This window comes from Pustulibacterium marinum (assembly GCF_900116665.1).
GTDB lineage: Bacteria > Bacteroidota > Bacteroidia > Flavobacteriales > Flavobacteriaceae > Pustulibacterium > Pustulibacterium marinum.
The window spans coordinates 95,010-115,873 of record NZ_FPBK01000008.1 but is presented as its reverse complement, the minus strand read 5'-3'; the positions used below and the strand labels follow the sequence as shown (position 1 = coordinate 115,873).

20 protein-coding genes and 1 tRNA gene are annotated in these 20,864 nt (G+C 35.2%); 16 read left to right on the top strand and 5 right to left on the bottom strand.

Annotated elements, in window-relative coordinates:
* Positions 1–62: 62 nt before the first annotated feature.
* Both BM383_RS11690 and BM383_RS11685 read left to right on the top strand, forming a co-directional pair.
* Positions 63–830 carry an exodeoxyribonuclease III gene (locus BM383_RS11690; RefSeq protein ID WP_093025321.1) on the top strand — a complete coding sequence of 256 codons (768 nt, stop codon included), beginning with the start codon at positions 63–65 and terminating at the stop codon, positions 828–830.
* A 7-nt stretch (positions 831–837) separates the two neighbouring features.
* The gene (locus BM383_RS11685; protein ID WP_093025320.1) at positions 838–1,779 is read left to right on the top strand and encodes an OmpA family protein; all 942 of its coding nucleotides are present in this window, start codon (positions 838–840) and stop codon (positions 1,777–1,779) included.
* A gap of 20 nt (positions 1,780–1,799) precedes the next feature.
* Here BM383_RS11685 and BM383_RS11680 read toward each other — a convergent pair whose 3' ends face one another.
* Complete coding sequence (locus BM383_RS11680) at positions 1,800–2,678, bottom strand: hypothetical protein (RefSeq protein WP_143106413.1); 879 nt, start codon at positions 2,676–2,678, stop codon at positions 1,800–1,802.
* A gap of 170 nt (positions 2,679–2,848) precedes the next feature.
* Here BM383_RS11680 and BM383_RS11675 point away from each other — a divergent pair, with 170 nt between their 5' ends.
* Positions 2,849–4,249, top strand: a complete 1,401-nt coding sequence (locus BM383_RS11675) for a peptide-N-glycosidase F-related protein (protein ID WP_218157933.1) — start codon at positions 2,849–2,851, stop codon at positions 4,247–4,249.
* Between the two features lie 67 nt (positions 4,250–4,316).
* Here BM383_RS11675 and BM383_RS11670 read toward each other — a convergent pair whose 3' ends face one another.
* Together BM383_RS11670 and BM383_RS11665 are read right to left on the bottom strand one after the other, a co-directional pair.
* Complete coding sequence (locus BM383_RS11670; protein ID WP_093025318.1) at positions 4,317–4,610, bottom strand: hypothetical protein; 294 nt, start codon at positions 4,608–4,610, stop codon at positions 4,317–4,319.
* 93 nt (positions 4,611–4,703) lie between these two features.
* Positions 4,704–5,876 (bottom strand): 3-deoxy-D-manno-octulosonic acid transferase, encoded by a 1,173-nt coding sequence (locus BM383_RS11665; protein ID WP_317040080.1) that lies wholly within the window; start codon positions 5,874–5,876, stop codon positions 4,704–4,706.
* A gap of 207 nt (positions 5,877–6,083) precedes the next feature.
* Between BM383_RS11665 and BM383_RS11660 the strand changes: the two genes are divergently transcribed.
* The 4 genes from BM383_RS11660 to galE all read left to right on the top strand — a co-directional run bounded on the left by BM383_RS11660 (position 6,084) and on the right by galE (position 10,798).
* The gene (locus BM383_RS11660) at positions 6,084–6,779 is read left to right on the top strand and encodes a hypothetical protein (protein ID WP_143106412.1); all 696 of its coding nucleotides are present in this window, start codon (positions 6,084–6,086) and stop codon (positions 6,777–6,779) included.
* Between the two features lie 7 nt (positions 6,780–6,786).
* The gene (locus tag BM383_RS11655; RefSeq protein WP_093025315.1) at positions 6,787–8,412 is read left to right on the top strand and encodes a hypothetical protein; all 1,626 of its coding nucleotides are present in this window, start codon (positions 6,787–6,789) and stop codon (positions 8,410–8,412) included.
* Between the two features lie 169 nt (positions 8,413–8,581).
* Positions 8,582–9,715, top strand: a complete 1,134-nt coding sequence (locus BM383_RS11650; RefSeq protein ID WP_093025314.1) for a DegT/DnrJ/EryC1/StrS family aminotransferase — start codon at positions 8,582–8,584, stop codon at positions 9,713–9,715.
* A 57-nt stretch (positions 9,716–9,772) separates the two neighbouring features.
* Positions 9,773–10,798, top strand: coding sequence for a UDP-glucose 4-epimerase GalE (gene galE / locus BM383_RS11645; RefSeq protein ID WP_093025313.1), 1,026 nt, complete (start codon positions 9,773–9,775; stop codon positions 10,796–10,798).
* Positions 10,799–10,807: 9 nt separating this feature from the next.
* On the opposite strand, the gene BM383_RS11640 is transcribed toward galE, so the two are convergent.
* The gene (locus BM383_RS11640) at positions 10,808–11,332 is read right to left on the bottom strand and encodes a hypothetical protein (protein ID WP_093025312.1); all 525 of its coding nucleotides are present in this window, start codon (positions 11,330–11,332) and stop codon (positions 10,808–10,810) included.
* A gap of 134 nt (positions 11,333–11,466) precedes the next feature.
* On the opposite strand from BM383_RS11640, the gene BM383_RS11635 reads away from it, so the two are divergent.
* Both BM383_RS11635 and odhB read left to right on the top strand, forming a co-directional pair.
* Positions 11,467–14,256 (top strand): 2-oxoglutarate dehydrogenase E1 component, encoded by a 2,790-nt coding sequence (locus BM383_RS11635; RefSeq protein ID WP_093025311.1) that lies wholly within the window; start codon positions 11,467–11,469, stop codon positions 14,254–14,256.
* Positions 14,257–14,396: 140 nt separating this feature from the next.
* A complete protein-coding gene (gene odhB / locus BM383_RS11630) occupies positions 14,397–15,611 on the top strand; it encodes a 2-oxoglutarate dehydrogenase complex dihydrolipoyllysine-residue succinyltransferase (RefSeq protein ID WP_093025310.1) in 1,215 nt (404 codons plus the stop codon).
* Positions 15,612–15,873: 262 nt separating this feature from the next.
* Here odhB and BM383_RS11625 read toward each other — a convergent pair whose 3' ends face one another.
* Entirely contained in the window at positions 15,874–16,317 is a 444-nt protein-coding gene (locus BM383_RS11625) for a retropepsin-like aspartic protease (RefSeq protein WP_093025309.1), read from the bottom strand.
* A gap of 142 nt (positions 16,318–16,459) precedes the next feature.
* Here BM383_RS11625 and BM383_RS11620 point away from each other — a divergent pair, with 142 nt between their 5' ends.
* The 7 genes from BM383_RS11620 (at position 16,460) to BM383_RS11590 (ending at position 20,769) form a co-directional block, all read left to right on the top strand.
* Positions 16,460–17,224, top strand: a complete 765-nt coding sequence (locus BM383_RS11620) for a TatD family hydrolase (RefSeq protein ID WP_093025308.1) — start codon at positions 16,460–16,462, stop codon at positions 17,222–17,224.
* Position 17,225: 1 nt separating this feature from the next.
* Positions 17,226–18,254, top strand: coding sequence for an asparaginase (locus tag BM383_RS11615; protein WP_093025307.1), 1,029 nt, complete (start codon positions 17,226–17,228; stop codon positions 18,252–18,254).
* Between the two features lie 69 nt (positions 18,255–18,323).
* Positions 18,324–18,411, top strand: a tRNA-Ser gene (locus tag BM383_RS11610).
* 78 nt (positions 18,412–18,489) lie between these two features.
* Positions 18,490–19,209 carry a MotA/TolQ/ExbB proton channel family protein gene (locus tag BM383_RS11605; protein ID WP_093025306.1) on the top strand — a complete coding sequence of 240 codons (720 nt, stop codon included), beginning with the start codon at positions 18,490–18,492 and terminating at the stop codon, positions 19,207–19,209.
* Positions 19,210–19,240: 31 nt separating this feature from the next.
* A complete protein-coding gene (locus BM383_RS11600; RefSeq protein ID WP_093025305.1) occupies positions 19,241–19,657 on the top strand; it encodes a hypothetical protein in 417 nt (138 codons plus the stop codon).
* A gap of 6 nt (positions 19,658–19,663) precedes the next feature.
* Complete coding sequence (locus BM383_RS11595; protein ID WP_093025304.1) at positions 19,664–20,275, top strand: ExbD/TolR family protein; 612 nt, start codon at positions 19,664–19,666, stop codon at positions 20,273–20,275.
* A gap of 11 nt (positions 20,276–20,286) precedes the next feature.
* On the top strand, positions 20,287–20,769 hold the full coding sequence (locus BM383_RS11590; protein ID WP_093025303.1) for an ExbD/TolR family protein: 483 nt from the start codon (positions 20,287–20,289) through the stop codon (positions 20,767–20,769).
* Positions 20,770–20,864: the final 95 nt, after the last annotated feature.

The following is a 20,864-nucleotide window of genomic DNA, read 5'->3' as shown; positions in this document are numbered from 1 at the left end:
ATGGTTGATTTGAAAGGGATAAACGCTTTGAATATTTATTTTAGCAAGCAAAAGTAAACTTAATGAAGATTATCTCCTACAATGTAAACGGTATTAGAGCCGCTATAAAAAAAGGATTTCTTGACTGGCTGCAAATGGCAAACCCAGATGTAATTTGTTTGCAAGAAATCAAAGCACAAGAAGATCAATTAGATTTGGCGGTTTTTGAAGAAGCTGGCTACCCTTATCATTATTGGTACAGTGCTCAGAAAAAAGGCTATAGCGGTGTGGCAATTTTAAGTAAAATAGAACCTAAAAACGTAGTTTTTGGAACAGGAATCGAATATATGGATTTTGAAGGAAGAAATCTTCGTGTAGATTTTGATGAGTTTTCTGTGATGAGTTTGTATTTACCTTCGGGAACAAATATTGATCGTCTAGAACACAAGTTGAAATACATGGCTGATTTTCAAACCTACATCAATGCATTGAAGCAAGATATTCCTAACTTGGTTATTTGTGGTGATTACAATATTTGTCATGAAGCAATAGACATTCACGATCCGGTTCGAAATGCAAAAGTTTCAGGGTTTTTACCTGTAGAAAGAGAATGGATAGATAATTTTATCAACCACGGATTTATAGATAGTTTCCGATTCTTCAATAAAGAACCACACCATTATTCCTGGTGGAGTTACCGCGCCAATGCTAGAAATAACAACAAAGGTTGGCGTATAGATTATAACATGGTTGCAGAGCCATTACAAGAAAAACTGCAAAGAGCCGTTATATTACCGGAAGCTAAACATAGCGACCATTGCCCAATTTTAGTAGAGTTAGACGTAAATTAAACAAGCTATGATCAAAAAAGTTTTTACCGGAGTTGCCATTTTAGCCATGACAACTTCTTGTGTGTCTACAAAGGTTTACAAAGATTTAGAAGATAAATATGCTAGTCTTGAAGAGGAGCGTGATAGTTTATCATCTCGCAAACAAGAGCTAGAAACTATGGTTAACAATTTAGAAAATCAAAACTCTAAATTATTAACTTCTTATGAAGAAGCAATTGATGAACTTAATAAGCTGAAACAAGAAAAGGCTGCATTGGAAACTAATTTGGCAAATTTGAAAGCTTCTTATGATGCCTTGGAACAGAATAGTGCCAAAAACTTATCAGAAAATGCTAAAAAGAATCGTGAACTTTTAGAACAATTGGAAAAGGAAAGTGATCGTTTGGCGGCTTTGAAAGATGAGTTAGACTCGCGTTCTAAGCGTGTGGATGAGCTAGAAAGTTTGATTGCCAAAAAAGATCAAGCGATGAAAAGCTTAAAAGATGCGTTGTCTAAAGCCTTATTAGATTTTGAAGGAAATGGTTTAACCATTGAACAGCGCGACGGAAAAGTGTATGTTTCTATGGAAAATAAATTGCTTTTCAATTCTGGTAGTTGGGCAGTAGGTTCAGAAGGTAGAAAAGCTGTAGAACAATTGGGCTCTGTATTAGCACAAAATCCGGATATTTCTGTATTGATTGAAGGGCATACCGATGATGATCCGTACAAAACTTCGGGGCCAATTAGTGGAAATTGGGATTTGTCAACCAAAAGAGCTACTGCTATTGTGAAGATTCTAACGGAGAATCCAAGTATCAATCCAACAAGTTTAACTGCGGCCGGTAGAAGTGAGTTTGCTCCTGTAGCAACAAATGAAACTACCGAGGGGAAAGCAAAAAATAGAAGAATTGAAGTTATTCTAACCCCAAAATTAGATGAAGTTACGCGTCTACTTTCAGATGTAGATTAATCATATAAAGCGCTTGTTTTCTAAGTGAAGTTTTTTCGTTTCTTTTCCAGAAACCATAATTGAACAGAATTGTAGATATTATGAAAAACCAAGTAGAAAACAGGCGCTAATCCTATCAAAGGATTAATGTATGTTAAGCACAACCAAAGTGCTAACATGGTATTTTTTCTTCCTGTAGACAAGCCACTTTCGTAACGTAATGCTTTTGGTGCTGTCCATTCTCCCATTTTAAAATTTAGAAAACCTACAATACATGTTAGTCCGGCAATAATAGCAATAGTTTCTAAAGAAGCTTTGGCGTTATGCTGAATATAGTTGGAGCTATTGGCACTAGCAACGAGCATGTTTCCAATAAAAAGAGCAAACGAAAGTGGCTTCTGTTTTACTACTTTTTCAGTGATCTTCGGAAATTTTAAGGTGATGAATTGCCCTAAGAGTAAAGGAATTCCTAGGGTGATGAAAACTTGTAATACAATATAAAAAGGAGAAACTTCCAATTGTTTCTGAATCAAAAAGGGCAGAAGAATTGGTATAAATATAACGGCGACAATATTTGTTAAAACTGTAGATACGGTTACAAAAGGCACATTTAGCTTCATCATATTTGCGACTACTGCCGCCGCTGCAGCTGTTGGAGTCGCGCCTAAAATAAAACCTACCATCGCTAAATCTGGAAATAATTGTTTTATCCACCAATAATGAAAAAGTGATGCTATCAAAATTAATATAGATACCTGAATATGAATTCTTCCAACATTTTTATAAGAGATCTGAATTCCTGTAAATGTTAAAAACAGCATTAGCATTAATGAATACCGAATCAGAAATGTAAAAACATGCAATTGCGGCAACAGCATCCCTAATGTGATAGCTAAGATTATGTAGAGCGATTTTTTCAATTCAGCGTGTTTTATTCTTTTATATAGTAAAATTCTGTAAAGGAATTAAATCAAAACTAACAACTTTTTCATTTTTTGTTTATTTCTGCAAGATAACATGATAAATGTTTTGCTAAAACGGTTAATCTCTTTACTTTTTCATCATAATTTATTAACCAATATTATTTTATATGCAAAGAATTACTTTACGAGCATCTATGCTTGCAATGCTTTCATTCTGTTTTGTAGCACTCCAATCTTGTGGAGATGACGATTCAGATGAAGGAGGAAGTGGAGGACAACAAGCGTTAGATCCCAAAATCTCACTAACAGAATCTTCTATTGATTTTGGAGAAATAGAAGTAGGAGGAGAATCTGAAGTAGAAACGTTTGCTGTAATTGGAAGCGATTTATCAAGTGATTTAGAGTTAACGGTGTCTGATGATTATATGCTATCATTGGATAATGAAAACTTTTCTCAATCATTGGTTATTGATGCTGATGACGCAAATGGAACACATGATATTTATGTAAAAGTGGTTCCTGAAGAAGAGAATGAAGAGTCTTCATCAATAGAGGTAAGTAGTACAGGAGCAACATCAAGATATGTGCAGGTGTACAAATCTGCGGTAAGACCATCGTATGCAATGACTACTTTTGATCATGAGCGTATTGCATGGGGAGATGGTTATAACCAAGGTGAAACGGGAACCTTTCCTTTTCCAGAAGATTTAAGTGGTTATAGTGAAATTTTAATGTACGTAAAACTAGATTGTCCTATTGGAGGTTGTGATGAATGGGATGTTTTTGCACATATCCAAGTACAAGATCCAGAAACAAGCGAATGGTTTGAAATGGGGCGTTACATTACTCCTTATTGGAATGATAATAGCCAGTTGGAAGATGGTTTTGAGTTTGATGTAACAGATTTTAAATCACTTTTAACAGGGGATGTAAACCTTAGAACTTATGCGGAAGTTTGGAACAGTGATGGTTATGAAGTTACAGTGAACTTCAAGTTTATTGAAGGTACACCAGATTATCAATATTATAATATAGCAGAAGTGGTAGCTTATGATAGTTGGTCTTTGGGTGGAGTGCCTTATGGTTCTGATGCATCTGAATTTGATTTAACCAAAAATATTAGCATTCCTTCCAATGCAGAAAGTACACACCTAAGAACTGTAATTTCAGGTTGGGGTCACGCTACACCGGTTGATGCAGGAACAGGAAGACCTTGTGCAGAATGGTGTTACAGAACTCATGATGTAATGATAAATGGAGCAGCTACTTTTGAACATTATATGGGACCTTTAGGTTGTGCAGAAAATGTAGTGAGTAATCAATCTCCAGGAAACTGGCAGCCGGATAGAGCTGGTTGGTGTCCTGGTATGGTAGTGCCTATTCGTTTAAACGAACTTTCTTCGCCAATGGCTGGTCAAAGTTTTGATTTTGAATATAGCTTTGAACCTTGGACTTCAGATGGTGGTGTAATTGCCGAAGGCTACAGCCCTGGAGCATACTACGCTATTTCAACATTTGTTGTAGTTAAGAGTAATACAGAAATTTCAAGACCTGTTATTGCAGACTAAATCTTGAAAAGATACAAAACAAAAAACCTCGCAACTAGCGAGGTTTTTTTATATTTTGAATTCTAAATTAGTCTCTGTCGTCAGGGTCAAGAGCTTCTTCTGTTTCGTCAGCTGCTTCGTCTATTTCTCTACCAGCTTCTTTTACAGATTCTTTTGCTTCGTCATAGGCTTTTCCTATTTTTTCTCCAGTACCTTCTGCAGCATCTTCTATTTCATCTCCGGCTTCGTCAGCTGCATCGTCAATATCATCAGCCGCACTTTCTACCGCGTCTTCTGCTTTTTCTTGAGTGGTTTCTCTACAAGAGGTTGTTCCCAACGTGATTCCTCCTAATAATACAATACTTAATAACAACTTTTTCATAATTCTAGTTTTTGATTTGATTCAAAACTAATAACCCTACCTGCTATAATGAGTTTATGAAAAGTTAAAAACATTTAAAGAAATTCTAAGACCCTATACTGGGATATTTTCCGATATGTATTTTGTAACGGTTTCTAGTGCATTTGCATTGGACTTTAGAAAAGTATCATTTATAGCGCCAATTTGTTTTCTTTTGAATTCATCTATAAGTAGATGTTGCATGTGTTTTGCTAGTTCTTCTTTATTAGATACAGAAATAATTCCTCCCAGAGAAACTAGTTGCTTCGCTTCTTCAAACTTTTGATAATTTTTTCCGATAACTACAGGGATTCCAAATACAGCAGGTTCCAAAGTGTTGTGCAAACCGGTATTTCCCATTCCGCCACCTACGTAAGCTATATCTGCATAACTATAAATTTTGGTCAACAAGCCAATGGTATCAATGATCAAAACCTTTGCTTCTTTCAGTTGTTGGGGAGTATTTTTATTAGAATATAAACACGTTTTACTTTGAAGCTGATTTCTTAAAGATTCAATTTTTGAAGATTCTATCTTATGAGGTGCAATTATAAATTTGACATTTTCCTTTGTTGCATTGATAAATGGAATAAGAATCTCTTCATCTTCCGGCCATGAACTTCCTATTACGATGAGTAAAGCATCATCTTTAAAATCTTTCATAAAGGTTAAAGAATTATCTCTTTCCAAAATTTGAAGCACTCGGTTAAAGCGAGTATCACCACAAACTGTATAGTTCTTCAACGAAATAGAATTTAATAAGTTTCCTGATGTTTCATTTTGAAGAAAAAAATGGTCAAAAGCACTCAGTTTTTCTCTCATAAAATTCCCATACCATTTGAAAAAAACTTGATCTTTTCTAAAAATTCCTGATACTAAAAGCGTTGGTATATGTGCTTTTTTAAGTTCCTGAAGATAGTTCGGCCAAAATTCATACTTAACAAATATGGCTAATGCAGGATTGACGGTTTTTATGAATCGTTTTGCATTTTTTTTTGTGTCTAATGGCAAATAAGTAATCACATCTGCAACAGTACTATTTTTTTTGACTTCAAAACCCGATGGCGAAAAAAACGTCACTACATATTTATAAGATGGATATTGAAGTTTCAACGCCTCTAAAACTGGAAGACCTTGTTCAAATTCTCCAAGTGAAGCAGTATGAATCCAGATAGTTTTATCATCGACCGATAGACTATTTTCCAGTTTTGGAAAAACCTCTTTTCTACCATTTACAAATAATTTCATTTTGTGATTAAACGTTGAAATAATTTTTAAAATGATGAAACTTACATGAATAAGAAGGTTGTAGATAGCATTCATATAAATAATTCTCCTTGTTTCAGTGATTTTCTTTGTTCTTTTCTAATGACAAAAATACCCTTTTTTGAGTATTTCTTAATGTTTTGTTATTAAGTAGGTTAGCAATATGTAAACCTTATAAAAATAAACACTATGATCAACAAAAACTTGATCTGTTTCTTTTTACTTGTGATGAGCATTTTTTCCTATGCACAAGAAATAGAAACAGAAACAAAAAAACCAAAGAAGTTTGCAATTGCTTTGAATGGTTCTACACTAGGAGTAGGGGGAGAAGTAGCAATGTCGTTGAGTGAAAAATTCGCGGTAAGATTAAGAGGTCAGTATCTAAATATAGATGCTGCTTTGGGAGGACAAGAAGAAGAGATAGGCGGTGAAACTTTTATTATAGACGGTGGTCCGGGTAGTACTGCGGTAGATCTTTCAATAGAATATTTACCATTTAAAAGAAGTAGTTTTAAGCTGGTTGGTGGAGTTGGATATTTTTTTGATGGTCAGCTTTCTTTTATGGGAGTTAATGAGACGGGATTTACTTACGGAGAACTTAAGATTGAAGCTGAAGATGTAGGAACCGTAGATTTTCAAATGGACTATTCTGGGGTGGCTCCATATTTTGGACTTGGGTTTGGTAGAGCTATTCCAAAGAAAAGAGTAGGTTTTGGGTTTGAATTAGGATCATTCTATACAGGGGAGCCTCAGGCAACAATTGTTACTACAGAAATGATGTCGGAGAATGTAACCTTGCGTGAAGATAGATTTCAGCAAGATATTTCAGATTACAGATGGTATCCTTTTATAAATCTTAGAATTGCTGTAAAACTTTTAAAATAGAGAAATTATGAAAAAAATTAAATATACAATAGGAGCCTTAATGCTTATTTTGTTTTTAGGGTGTGAAAAATCTCCATTAGATGTAGTGGATAGTGTGGATAGTTATATTGAGCTCTCTGAGAGCTTTAATATTTTTGAGCAGACCATGATGATTGATATTGTGGATGCAGCGCTGCCGGAAACCTTTCCAGAAAATGTAACTGTAACCATAACAGGAGCCGATGCTGATTATGTTTTTGAATCTGGGGGTTCCCGAGATTTTGAAGTAGTAGAAGGAAAGTTATACTTAATAGTAAATCCATCGTACGCCCCAGAAGAAGGAGCGGATCTTGAGTTTAGTGTAAATATTGAAGCTCCGGGATATCTTCCTGTAAATATGGAAGCATACTTTAGTGCTGAGGAGGAAGATCAATTTGTAACTATTCCAATGGTTAAATTAGATGCTCCGCCAGCAGGAGTTGGTAATAGTAGTGCAACATTTAGTATGACTGGGAATGCACTTTCAGGAAATCAGGAGGTTATTGTTTTACCTGAAGGTGATAAAGAAACTGGAGCAACTGTTTCTTTACCAGACGGAGTGATGTTTTATGATGAGGATGGAAATACATTATCAGGAGGATCTGTAAATGTAAGTTTAACTCATTTTGATTCAGAACAAGAGTCATCTACAAACGCTTTTCCAGGAGGGTTTATGCCACGTTCAGTTATCGGACCTGATGGAACTGAAGAAGAAATCGTATTTAATACAGCCGGATTTGCTTCAATCAATATGAATGTAGGTGGTGGTAAAGTAAAGTCTTTCTCAGAACCGGTTACTGTAAGCATGTCATTAAGCAGTGAAGTTTATAATACAGATACCGAAGCAAATTTGGCGGCTGGAGATGTAGTTCCTATTTGGTCTTACGAAGTTGAAACTGGCCAGTGGGTATATGAGCAAGATGCCACAGTAGTAGATAGTGAAGGCGAATTGAGCTTAAGTTTTGATATTACACACCTTTCATGGTACAATATAGATTTCTATGGTTATAGATGTTCGTGGTGGAATGCCAATGGTGGTGTAAAAGTTTTAGACGCTAGTGGATCTTCTACTTTTAGCGGTAATTACAGAAGGACTTATTGTGAATTGGTATTTGCTTGGAATAATAGACCTGTGAGTTATTATGCATGTAAAACCTACTATTTATATCCTGGTCAAAATATACATTTCTATAATGCTCCTAGATATCCATGTAAATTTAGAGTGTATTCTGGAACTAGCAGGTATGATAAAGGAACATTGTTAACAGAGTCAGAGGTATTTTATCCGTGTGATAACAATATTAATTTGACTATGCCATCTGGTTTCTTCCCGGAGCCTATTACATTTAGAGGTACAGCTACTTGCGCAAATGGTACGGTTCAAAGACCTTCTTTCTATGTATTGTATAGACCTGTAGGCTCTTATTACTATAGATATTTGACGTATGTTAGAGCGGGTGAGGCTGCTACAACTAGGTTGCAAGTTGGACAAACTTATGAGTTCACTACGTACTTTAATAGAAGAAGATATTATACCACGTATACCATTACACAAACAGATAACGTATTGAATTTTGAACTGGATAGTGGAACATGTAACCTAATTTTTAGGTAGTTTGAATTAGCTTTAAATAAAATCCGCTTAACAGATTAGTTTCATAGCCAAAGTGGTTGCCTTTTTTTGATAATTGGGCGACCACTTTTTATGTTTAATAATACTTTTTTCATTGTGTAAGGCTGTCTAAATTTGTAATATTGTTACATTATATAGAAGATGATATTCAATGAAGAAAATTCAAATGGTTGATCTAAAAGGTCAATACGAAGAAATTAAAGATCAAATAGCCACTTCCTTCGAGGAGGTTTTAGCAAATACTGCTTTTATAAACGGACCAGAAGTCCATGCATTTCAAAAAGATTTAGAAGATTACCTTAATGTAAAACACGTAATTCCTTGTGGAAACGGAACCGATGCTCTTCAGATAGCCATGATGGGCCTAGGATTAAAACCGGGAGATGAAGTGATTACAGTAGATTTTACTTTTGCCGCTACTGTTGAGGTAATCGCTTTACTTCAGTTAACTCCGGTATTGGTAGATGTTGAAGAGGATACATTTAATATTGATATAGAGGGATTAAAAAAAGCCATCACTCCAAAAACAAAAGCAATTGTACCTGTTCATTTATTCGGTCAAGTAGCGAATATGGATGCTGTTATGGAAATCGCCAAAGCACATGATTTATTTGTTATTGAAGATAATGCGCAAGCAATTGGAGCTTCTTACACTTGGAAAGATGGTTCTAAGCAAAAAGCTGGTACCATTGGTCATGTGGGAGCTACATCATTTTTCCCTTCTAAAAACTTAGGTTGTTATGGTGATGGAGGAGCAATTTTTACAAATGATGATGATTTGGCGTATACCATTCGTGGAATTGTAAACCATGGAATGTATGAGCGTTACCATCATGACGTAGTAGGTGTAAATTCTCGACTGGATGCTTTACAAGCTGCTGTTTTAAGAGCTAAATTACCAAATTTAGATCCGTATAATAATAAGCGAAAAGCATCTGCAAGAAAGTATACAGAGGCTTTAAAAAATCAAAAGGATATAATTACACCTGTTCAATTAGGTGATGAGGATAGCCATGTATATCATCAATATACGTTGAGAATTACCAATGGTAAGCGAGATGGTTTGGTGAAATTTCTAGGTGAAAATGGTGTGCCTTGTGGAGTTTATTATCCTATTCCGCTTCACAGTCAAAAAGCATACGCAGATTCAAAATATAAAGAAGAAGATTTTATAGTAACGAATCAATTAGTGAAAGAAGTAATCTCTCTTCCGATGCATACGGAATTAGATGACGAGCAAATTGAATTCATTACAAGCAAGATAAAAGAATATATTAATCAGTAGGTTTTCGGGCTATCCAAATGCCTGAATATTTTACGCAAGTCAAACAAAAAACTTTCTATGAAAAAAATTTTAGTAACAGGCGGACTCGGTTTTATTGGGTCACACACCGTGGTAGAACTTCAGCAACAAGGTTTTGAAGTTATTGTAATTGATAACCTTTCAAATTCTAGTATTGATGTACTAGATGGAATCAAAGAAATTACCGGAGTTGCTCCGCTGTTCGAAGAGTTAGACTTGCGAGATAAAGAGGCAGTAAGCCATTTCTTCAAAAAGTATGATGATGTGGAGGGAGTAATACATTTTGCAGCCTCTAAAGCTGTAGGAGAGAGTGTTCAGAATCCATTATTGTATTATGAAAACAACTTAAATACGTTAGTATATCTTCTTCAGGAATTATCTAAGAAAGATAGTGCAAACTTCATATTTAGTTCTTCATGTACCGTTTATGGTGAGCCAGATTCTTTACCAATTACTGAAGATGCTCCTGTAAAACCAGCGCAATCTCCTTATGGAAATACAAAGCAAATTGGAGAAGAAATTATCAAAGACACTTGTAAAGTTTATGAAAAGCTGAATGCTATCTCATTAAGATATTTTAATCCTATTGGAGCGCATGAGTCTGCAAGTATTGGAGAACTTCCTTTGGGAGTTCCTCAGAATTTAGTTCCTTTCATTACGCAAACCGCAGCAGGTTTAAGAGAGCAATTATCTGTTTTTGGAGATGATTATCCAACGGCTGACGGAACCAATGTTCGTGATTATATCCACGTGTTTGATTTAGCAAAGGCACACGTAGTTGCGCTTAAGCGATTATTGGAATCGAAGAATGATGGGAATTTCGAAATTTTCAACCTCGGTACAGGAACGGGAAGTTCTGTATTAGAAGTAATCAAGAGTTTTGAAAAAGTTTCTGGTGAAAATCTAAATTACAAAATAGCTCCTAGAAGAGAAGGTGATGTAATTGCAGTGTATGCAGATACTACCAAAGCAAATGAAGTTTTAGGTTGGAAGTCTGAATTAACTTTGGATGATGCAATGTCTTCGGCCTGGAAATGGGAAAAGAAAGTGCGAGGACTTTCCTAGGGAAATAGCTTACAGATATACTCTTACAAAAGGCATCCATGCATTTGCATAGATGCTTTTTCTTTCATTATACAATACATCGTAGCGTATTCCAAAGGTGATATTCTGTGTGGTATAACCTATACCCAAAAATAATGCTGTGTTCCAATAATTATCATCTTCCAGCAATTGTCCGTTATAAGTTGCACCTTCAGCATAATTTCTAATGATATTGAACTCTTCCAATTCTGCCGATAGTTGTAATTGGTCCACTGGAGTAAATAAAGCAATAATACTTGGTCCCCAATAGGTAGACTCATGAAAGTCTTTTTGTTTGCTATATGAATAAGTTAAGCCTAGCCCTGCTGCAAATTGATGATTAAATAAGTAAATGGCACTGGGAGAAATACTACCATTAAAATATCCTTCTCCAAAGCCTAGACCTAATCCACCACCATACCTAACGTCTTTCCAAAAATTATCTTTTTGTTGAGCAATTCCTGTAAAAGTTGCTAAAAATGAAACGAAAATGATAAATAACAGCTTTTTTTGCATATTCTAAAAATTTAATAAGCAAGCTGAAAAATCTTGCTAAATTCCTATATAATAATCGGAAATCTTCCTGCTAATATACTTATTTATTGTATTTTTGCTAAAATAAAAAGTACACAGTTTCTAGATTAGAACACATGGACAAATTTTCATTTTTAAATGCTGCGCATACAGCGTACTTCGCCGAATTATACGATCAATACCTTCAGTTTCCAGATAGTGTAGAGCCAAGTTGGAGAGCCTTTTTTCAAGGTTTCGACTTTGGGCTAGACAGCGCAGAGTCTGTAATGGTTGAAACTCACGAGAGTTTAAAGTTAACAATTCCGGGGACAAATAACGTTGTAGAGATTCCTGATAACTTACAAAAAGAGTTTCAGGTAGTAGAGTTGATTAACGGATACAGAACAAGAGGTCACTTATTTACAAAGACAAACCCTGTAAGAAACAGGAGAACTTATACACCTACTATTGATAAAGAGAATTTTGGTTTAACAGATGCTGATTTAGATACTGAATTTGCAGCTGGAAAAATTCTTGGAATAGGAAACGCTCCACTTAGAAAAATTCTGAAACATTTACAGAATATTTATTGTGAATCTATTGGTGTAGAGTATATGTACATCAGAAAGCCTGAAGAAATTAAGTGGATTCAGGAAAAACTGAATGTAAACGAGAACGGACCTCAATTTGGTGTTGATGAGAAAAAGCACATTCTTAAGAAATTGAATGAGGCTGTTTCTTTCGAAAACTTTTTACATACCAAATATGTAGGTCAAAAACGCTTCTCTTTAGAAGGAGGAGAATCTTTGATTCCTGCTTTGGATGCTTTGATTGAAAAAGCAGCTGAGTATGGAGTAAAGCAGTTTGTAATGGGAATGGCACACCGTGGCCGTTTGAATGTTTTAACAAACATTTTTGGAAAATCTGCTAAAGATATCTTTAGTGAATTTGATGGAAAGGATTACGAAATGCGTGTTTTTGATGGTGATGTAAAATATCACTTAGGATGGACATCAGACAGAACTACGGATAACGGAAATAGAATTAATATAAATATCGCTCCAAACCCTTCACATTTAGAGACTGTAGGTCCTGTTGTAGAAGGTATTACACGTGCAAAACAAGATCATCACTATCCTGATGATTTTTCTAAAGTTTTGCCGATTGTAGTACATGGAGATGCTGCGATTGCAGGTCAGGGAGTTGTATATGAAGTAATTCAAATGGCGCAGTTAGATGGTTATAAAACCAATGGAACTGTACATATAGTTGTAAATAACCAAGTTGGTTTTACAACAAATTACTTAGATGCAAGATCTTCAACCTATTGTACAGATGTAGGTAAAGTTACGTTGTCACCGGTATTACACGTAAATGCAGATGATGCAGAAGCGGTAGTACATGCTACCTTGTTTGCTTTAGATTTCAGAATGAAATTTAAGCGCGATGTGTTTATCGATTTGTTAGGGTATAGAAAATATGGTCATAACGAAGGAGATGAACCGCGTTTCACACAGCCTAAATTATACAAAGCGATTGCTGCTCATGAGAATGTAAGAGATATCTATGCAGCTAAATTAAAGTCTGAAGGAGTAATTGAAGGTGATTATGTTTCAGAGCTAGAGAAAAATTACAAGGCAACGCTTGAAGAAAAATTAGAAGATTCTCGTAAAGAAGACAAAACCGTGATTACACCATTTATGGAAAATGAGTGGAAAGGGTTCAACTTAGCTTTAAGAGAAGAAATGCTTGAAGCAGTAGATACTAAATACAGTAGAGAGAAACTTGATAAAATTGCTGAGGTGATTACCAAATTACCCGAGGATAAAAAATTCATTCGAAAAATTCAACGTTTGATCAATGACCGTAATGCTATGTATTTTGAGCGTAACAGTCTAGATTGGGCAATGGGTGAATTGTTGGCTTACGGTACTTTGTTAGAAGAAGGTCACGATGTTCGTATATCTGGTCAAGATGTAGAGCGTGGTACATTTTCTCACCGTCACGCAGTGACCAAAGTAGAAGATAGCGAAGAAGAAGTAGTATTATTAGAAAAACTTGGTGAAAATCAAGGGAAGTTTCATATCTATAATTCGCTATTATCAGAATATGGGGTAGTAGGTTTTGATTATGGATATGCGATGGCAAACCCAAATACATTAACCATTTGGGAAGCACAGTTTGGTGACTTTAGTAATGGAGCTCAAATTATGCTTGATCAATATATTTCTGCGGCAGAGGATAAGTGGAAATTGCAAAACGGACTTACCATGTTATTACCGCACGGTTATGAAGGTCAAGGAGCAGAACACTCATCGGCTCGTATGGAGCGTTACCTTCAGTTGTGTGCAAAAGACAATATGTTTGTAGCGGATTGTACAACGCCAGCCAACTTTTTCCATTTATTAAGAAGGCAGTTAAAAGCATCGTATAGAAAGCCATTGGTAGTGTTTACTCCAAAAAGCTTGTTACGTCATCCAAAAGCTGTTTCAACCATTGAAGAATTAACAGATGGAACCTTCCAAGAAATCATTGATGATGCTTCGGTAACGCCAAAAGAAGTGAAAACGTTGGTATTCTGTACTGGTAAGTTCTACTACGATTTGTTACAAGCAAGAGAAGACAAAGGTAGAAACGATGTAGCTTTAGTACGTCTAGAGCAGTTGTTCCCATTAAATAATGATAAGATTAAAGAGATCATTGCAAAATACGATTGTGAAGATGTGGTTTGGGCTCAAGAAGAACCAAGAAATATGGGAGCTTGGAATCACTTATTAATGCATTTAGATTTTGCAAGAAACTTCAGAGTGGCATCGCGTAGATTCTATGCATCTCCGGCAGCAGGTAGTGCAACCAGAGATAAAAAACGCCAAAATGAAGTAATTGAGTATGTTTTTGACAAGACTCAAGATAATATGAATAAATAATTATAAATTGATAACGCGTTAGGGATTGAAGCTAGCTACCGTGTAGCGCGTAAAGCCCGACCTTGATTTTTGGAGCAAAAGCGGAAAGAAACAAGGAAACGCCCAAATAAAAGTCAACACCAAATAATAAAATTAAAACTATGGTTTTAGAAATGAAAGTCCCTTCTCCGGGAGAATCGATAACCGAAGTGGAAATTGCTACCTGGTTGGTTCAGGATGGTGATTACGTTGAAAAAGACCAAGCTATTGCTGAGGTTGATTCTGATAAAGCAACTTTAGAGTTGCCAGCTGAAGAAAGTGGAATTATTACTTTGAAAGCTGAAGAAGGTGACGCAGTAGCAGTAGGTGAGGTTGTTTGTTTAATTGATACCAGTGCTGCAAAACCAGAAGGTGGAGAAGCTCCGGCAGAAGAGAAAAAAGAAGAGGCTCCAAAGGCAGAAGCGCCAAAAGCGGAAGCTCCTAAGGCAGATACATATGCAACAGGAACAGCGAGCCCGGCTGCTAAGAAAATTTTAGCAGAGAAAAATATAGATGCTTCTCAGGTTCAAGGAACCGGAAAAGATGGTAGAGTAACCAAAGATGATGCAGTAAAAGCTGTGCCTTCTATGGGAACACCAACTACTGGAGGAAGCAGAGGAGAAGAAAGAAAGAAACTTTCTATGCTTCGTAGAAAAGTAGCAGAGCGTTTAGTAGCTGCTAAAAATGAAACGGCGATGTTAACTACTTTTAACGAAGTAGATATGACCGCTATTTTTGACTTGAGAAAAGAGTACAAAGATGCTTTTAAATCAAAACATGGCGTTAGTTTAGGATTCATGAGTTTCTTTACAAAAGCAGTGGTGAGAGCATTGCAATTGTACCCAGATGTAAACTCAATGATTGATGGTGATTATAAAGTTTCTTACGATTTCTGTGATATTTCAATCGCAGTTTCTGGTCCTAAGGGATTAATGGTTCCTGTGGTAAGAAATGCAGAGAATTTAACATTTAGAGGTGTTGAGGCAGATATCAAACGTTTAGCAATTAGAGCTCGAGATGGTAAAATTACTGTTGATGAAATGACAGGGGGAACATTTACTATTACCAATGGTGGTGTATTTGGCTCTATGTTATCTACTCCAATTATCAACCCACCACAAAGTGGTATTTTGGGAATGCACAATATTATTGAGCGTCCTATTGTTAAAAATGGTGGTATTGCTATTGCGCCAATGATGTATGTGGCACTTTCTTATGATCACAGAATTATTGATGGTAAAGAATCTGTTGGTTTCTTGGTGGCAGTTAAAGAAGCATTAGAAGCCCCAATCAACTTATTGATGGATGGTAATGCGAAAAGAGCATTAGAGCTTTAAAAATAATTATAGAAAATATAAAGCCTCTTCTTGGGAAACCGGGAAGAGGCTTTTTGGTTTTAAGGATAAATCTATCAAAGGGAAATTACAGTTTCAATCAAATTGTACATCCCAAAGCTGAGGGTTACAATACTAAAAGATAAAACTACTAAATTTTTAAAATTGATTTTTTGTGACATGACTTATCGCTATTAAGTTGATGTGATACAAAGTTGCTAAATCAATTTTATGAAATCAATACGTAGAAATACGTGTTTTTCACTTACGGTTTCATGTATAGTTTACGTTTTTTGTAATCAATTATGGCTTTTCCTTTTTTGAGAACGTCCGCGCCTATGATTCCATGAACAGGTAATGAATCTTGTAAGGTAAGTGCTTGATTAACATGGCTAAGGTCAAAAACTACTACTTCAATTTTCTTTTTAATCCAGCCTTTAATGGCTATCACATTGTCTTGAGATATTTGAGTGAGCATGTTGCTGGCTCCTGCTCCGGTAGCTTTTACCTCTGTTTCTTCTGCAAATAATTTAAAATGATCTACGCAATCAATACCTACACAGGTATTAGATGCTCCTGTATCTAGGATAAATCTTCCTTCTATACCGTTTAAGTGTGCTTTCAATTCTAGATGATTTGTAAATGTTTCTCTAAGAGAAATTTTCAAGTATCCTTTGTTCTTTAAAAAAGCACTCAATGTTTCTTCCATAATTGTAAATAAAGAACCAAAATTAAAGTTTTAGATACAAATTGAAAGCGTTTTTAAGAATGTCTTTATAGTTTTTATATTTCTGTTAGCTTCGTTAATTTGCACATAGGCACTTCCATTTTGCTTTGCTACTTTTGTGTTTATGATTACAGATACACATACCCACTTATATTCGGAATCCTTTGATGACGATAGAACTGAAATGATAGAAAGAGCCATGAATGCTGGTGTAAACCGTTTTTTCATTCCTGCAATAGACTCTACTTACACAGAGAAAATGCTCCAATTAAAGAATAATTATCCAACGAATGTTTTTTTGATGTTTGGATTGCATCCTACACATGTTAAAGAAAATTTTAAGGAGGAATTATCGCATGTTGAAGAGATGATGGCAAAACATAATTGTGTAGCTATTGGAGAAATAGGTATGGATTTATATTGGGACAAAACTTATCAGAAAGAACAAAGAGAAGCTTTTAAGTTACAGATTCAGTTAGCAAAGAAAAATAAATTACCCATCAATATTCATTGTAGAGATGCTTTTGATGAAGTTTTTGAAGTACTCGAAGAAGAAAAAGGGCCAGAGCTTTTTGGTATTTTTCATTGCTTTACGGGAACTGTGGAGCAGGCTAAACAAGCTATAAGTTATAATATGAAACTTGGAATTGGTGGTGTTGTTACTTTTAAAAATGGAAAAATCGATCAGTTTTTGAACCAAATTCCATTGGAGCATATAGTGGTGGAAACAGATTCGCCATATTTGGCACCAACCCCATACAGAGGTAAGCGCAATGAAAGTTCTTATATTGTAAATGTGGTTGAAAAGTTGGCTACTATTTATCAAATGACTCCAGAAGAAATCGCTACTATTACCACGAACAATTCTAAAGAAATTTTTGGTATTTAATATGGGAGCTCAGTCAAAAATATTATTAATCTATACTGGTGGAACCATCGGTATGATGAAAGATTATGAAACAGGAGCGCTCCGGGCTTTTGATTTTGATCAGTTATTAAGTAGAATACCAGAATTATATCAAATAGATTGTGAGATTGAAACAGTTTCTTTTCAGAAACCTATTGACTCTTCAGATATGAATCTGATTTATTGGGTTGAATTAGCTGAAATAATAGAAAAAGCTTATGATGATTTTGATGGTTTTGTAGTGCTTCATGGGAGTGATACCATGAGTTATACATCCTCAGCTTTAAGTTTTATGTTAGAAAACTTAGCAAAGCCTGTTGTGTTCACGGGTTCCCAATTACCTATTGGAGATTTGAGAACAGATGCCAAAGAAAATTTAATTACCGCTGTTCAAATAGCCTCATTAAAAGAAAGAGGAGAGTCGATTATACAAGAAGTTTGTTTGTATTTTGAATATAAATTATACCGAGCAAACAGGACAACAAAGGTTAGTGCCGATGATTTTGAAGCTTTTTTATCTTTAAATCATCCTCCTTTGGTAGAAAGTGGACTGCATTTAAAAATTTTCAGAGAAAATTTATTGCCTAAAACGCATCAGAAAAAATTAATTGTTCATAAAAATTTCAATAGTGACATTGCAATTTTAAAGCTATTTCCAGGAATAAGTGAAAAATTGTTACGAGCCATTTTGATTGATTCTGGAGTCAAAGCAGTAGTTTTGGAAACATTTGGTGCTGGAAATACAACTACAGAATTATGGTTTATTGAGCTCTTAAGAGAAGCGAAATTAAATGGTGTAATCATGGTCAATGTATCTCAGTGTATGGGAGGTAGCGTACTCATGGGGCAATATGAAACGAGTTCTGAATTAGAAAAATTGAAGATTATAAGTGGGAAAGATATGACAACAGAAGCTGCGGTTACCAAGTTAATGTATATGCTTGGTGAAGGTATTCACCCTAGAGTTTTCAAAACAATTTATGAAACATCCCTTCGTGGAGAGATATCCTAAAATTAACTTGTATAATTTTAAGATATCAAAAAAAATTTGTTATTTGCTGCGCTGAAAAAATGAATGAATAGAGAGGTGGCCGAGTGGTCGAAGGCGCACGCCTGGAAAGTGTGTATACGCCAAAAGCGTATCGAGGGTTCGAATCCCTTCCTCTCTGCTTATCTTTTTTTTAAGATTAATAATAAATTTTTATATCTTTAACCCTATTAACTAACAAATTTTAAGTTTAAAAGAAATGAAAAGAGTATTCTCAATGTTTGCTTTTGCAGCATTAACAGTATTGAATGTTGCCACTGTAAGTGCACAAGATGAGCCTACCAAAGGTTTCCACCAAGAGTTGAAAGAGCGTTTCATTCAAGGGGGACCTGAATTCATGGGTATCGTTCTTTTGTGTTTGATTTTAGGTTTAGCTGTAGCTATCGAAAGAATTATCTATTTGAATATGGCTACCACTAACACGAAAAAATTGGCTGCTAATGTAGAAGAAGCTTTGGCTTCGGGTGGTGTAGAAGCTGCTAAAGAAGTTTGTAGAAATACAAAAGGGCCTGTTGCTTCAATTTACTATCAAGGTCTTGATAGAGTTGATGAAGGTATCGACGCTGTAGAAAAAGCTGTAGTAGCTTACGGTGGAGTACAAATGGGTCAATTAGAGAAAAACGTATCTTGGGTATCTTTATTTATCGCTGTTGCGCCGATGCTTGGTTTCATGGGTACGGTAATTGGTATGATTTTGGCATTCGATAAAATTAGTTCTGCTGGTGGACTTGATGCATCTTTAATTGCAGGTGATATTAAAGTAGCATTATTAACAACAGTATTTGGTCTTATCGTTGCGATTATCTTACAGATTTTCTATAACTATATTATCGCAAAAATCGATAGTATCGTAAATGATATGGAAGATGCTTCTATTGTATTGATCGACTTATTGATCAGACACAAAGTGAAAGCTTAAGTAAGAATCCTTAACAAGCGAAATTAAGATTATGTCAAAAATATTTAATATAGGTATTGTAGTCCTAGGTGTCATCTGTTTTATCTTTTGGTATCTATTACTAGGAAGTACCGATCCATACGCAGATATTCTGTTCTATGTTTCATACGCTTTGTTAGCAGTTGCAATTATTGCTACTTTGGTTTGGACATTAGTGAATATCTTCTCGTCAGGAGAAAAAGTTAAAAGAACACTTATTGGTGTTGGAGCTTTGGTTTTAGTTGTTGTTTTAGGTTATGTATTTGCAGGATCAGATAACATCGATTATCAATTATTGTCAAGCCAAGGAATTAGTGTTACAGAGTCTACGTCTAAAACTGTTGGAGCAGGTTTAATTATGTTCTACATTTTAGCACTAGTTGCTATTTTAGCAATGGTATTGTCTGGAGTTAAAAAAATGATTAAGTAAATTATTATGGCGAAGAGATCAGCACCAGAAGTTAATGCAGGTTCCATGGCAGATATCGCATTCTTGCTATTGATCTTCTTCTTGGTAACAACTACTATTGAAACCAATCAAGGTATTAGTACAAAGTTGCCACCACCACAACCACCAACAGATGCTCCACCTCCAATTAAAGACAAAAATGTTTTTATTGTATTGGTGAATCAAAACGATGAGTTGTTGGTTGAAGAAGAAAGAATGGATATCAAAGATCTTAGAGAGGCTGCTTTAGAATTTTTGGACAATGGTGGTGATGGTTCTTGCTCGTATTGTAATGGGCAGAAAGATCCAGAATCATCAGATAACCCAAACAAAGCGGTAATATCTTTAAGAAATAACCGTGAAACCTCTTATAAAACATATATAGCAGTTCAGAATGAATTGATTGCTGCTTATGATGAACTAAGAGAACGTGAACGTAAAAGATTGTACCCAAATGAAGTTCCTTATCTAGAAATGGATGCTGAGTACAATGCCGCGAAAACGGATGATTCACGTAAAGATGAGTTACAGCCAAAGATTGAAAAATTACAAGCGTTGTATCCTCGTAAATTGTCAGAGGCAGAACCTAAAAAAGATTAAATTTCATAACTATGTCTAAGTTCAAGAAAAAGAAATCAGGAGATTTACCTGCGGTATCTACGGCATCTTTGCCAGATATTGTATTCATGTTACTTTTCTTCTTTATGACGGTAACAGTTATGAAGGATAGTGATTTGATGGTTGATAATGTAATGCCTTATGCAACTGAAGTTCAGAAGTTAGATAAAAAGGATCCTGTAATGTATATTTATGCAGGTAAGCCTACATCTAAATATTCTAAGAAATTTGGTACAAGCGATAAGGTTCAAATTAACGATAAATTTGTAAGCCCAAGCGAAATCAAAGACTTTGTACTAGAGTATCAAAGTGGATTACGTCAGGAATTACAAGATCGTTTTATTACCGCTTTAAAGGTCGATCAAGATACTAATATGGGTATCATAACAGATGTTAAAGAGGAATTGAGAGATGCAAATGCTCTTAAAATAAACTATATTACTAAAGAGGGTGATGCCCTTCAGAATGTAAAATAAGAAATTTATTCTTTTTATATCTTTTAAAATAAAAGCGCTTCGTTTGAAGCGCTTTTGTTTTTTCCAGTAGATTATTTAAAATATTTAATTGTTAA

Excerpts from the sequence above, each read along its gene's own strand:
- BM383_RS11690 (WP_093025321.1), top strand. The coding sequence starts at position 63 with ATGAAGATTATCTCCTACAATGTAAACGGTATTAGAGCCGCTATAAAA.
- BM383_RS11685 (WP_093025320.1), top strand. The coding sequence starts at position 838 with ATGATCAAAAAAGTTTTTACCGGAGTTGCCATTTTAGCCATGACAACT.
- BM383_RS11675 (WP_218157933.1), top strand. The coding sequence starts at position 2,849 with ATGCAAAGAATTACTTTACGAGCATCTATGCTTGCAATGCTTTCATTC.
- BM383_RS11670 (WP_093025318.1), bottom strand. The coding sequence starts at position 4,610 with ATGAAAAAGTTGTTATTAAGTATTGTATTATTAGGAGGAATCACGTTG.
- BM383_RS11665 (WP_317040080.1), bottom strand. The coding sequence starts at position 5,876 with ATGAAATTATTTGTAAATGGTAGAAAAGAGGTTTTTCCAAAACTGGAA.
- BM383_RS11660 (WP_143106412.1), top strand. The coding sequence starts at position 6,084 with ATGATCAACAAAAACTTGATCTGTTTCTTTTTACTTGTGATGAGCATT.
- BM383_RS11655 (WP_093025315.1), top strand. The coding sequence starts at position 6,787 with ATGAAAAAAATTAAATATACAATAGGAGCCTTAATGCTTATTTTGTTT.
- BM383_RS11650 (WP_093025314.1), top strand. The coding sequence starts at position 8,582 with ATGAAGAAAATTCAAATGGTTGATCTAAAAGGTCAATACGAAGAAATT.
- galE (WP_093025313.1), top strand. The coding sequence starts at position 9,773 with ATGAAAAAAATTTTAGTAACAGGCGGACTCGGTTTTATTGGGTCACAC.
- BM383_RS11640 (WP_093025312.1), bottom strand. The coding sequence starts at position 11,332 with ATGCAAAAAAAGCTGTTATTTATCATTTTCGTTTCATTTTTAGCAACT.
- BM383_RS11635 (WP_093025311.1), top strand. The coding sequence starts at position 11,467 with ATGGACAAATTTTCATTTTTAAATGCTGCGCATACAGCGTACTTCGCC.
- odhB (WP_093025310.1), top strand. The coding sequence starts at position 14,397 with ATGGTTTTAGAAATGAAAGTCCCTTCTCCGGGAGAATCGATAACCGAA.
- BM383_RS11625 (WP_093025309.1), bottom strand. The coding sequence starts at position 16,317 with ATGGAAGAAACATTGAGTGCTTTTTTAAAGAACAAAGGATACTTGAAA.
- BM383_RS11620 (WP_093025308.1), top strand. The coding sequence starts at position 16,460 with ATGATTACAGATACACATACCCACTTATATTCGGAATCCTTTGATGAC.
- BM383_RS11615 (WP_093025307.1), top strand. The coding sequence starts at position 17,226 with ATGGGAGCTCAGTCAAAAATATTATTAATCTATACTGGTGGAACCATC.
- BM383_RS11605 (WP_093025306.1), top strand. The coding sequence starts at position 18,490 with ATGAAAAGAGTATTCTCAATGTTTGCTTTTGCAGCATTAACAGTATTG.
- BM383_RS11600 (WP_093025305.1), top strand. The coding sequence starts at position 19,241 with ATGTCAAAAATATTTAATATAGGTATTGTAGTCCTAGGTGTCATCTGT.
- BM383_RS11595 (WP_093025304.1), top strand. The coding sequence starts at position 19,664 with ATGGCGAAGAGATCAGCACCAGAAGTTAATGCAGGTTCCATGGCAGAT.
- BM383_RS11590 (WP_093025303.1), top strand. The coding sequence starts at position 20,287 with ATGTCTAAGTTCAAGAAAAAGAAATCAGGAGATTTACCTGCGGTATCT.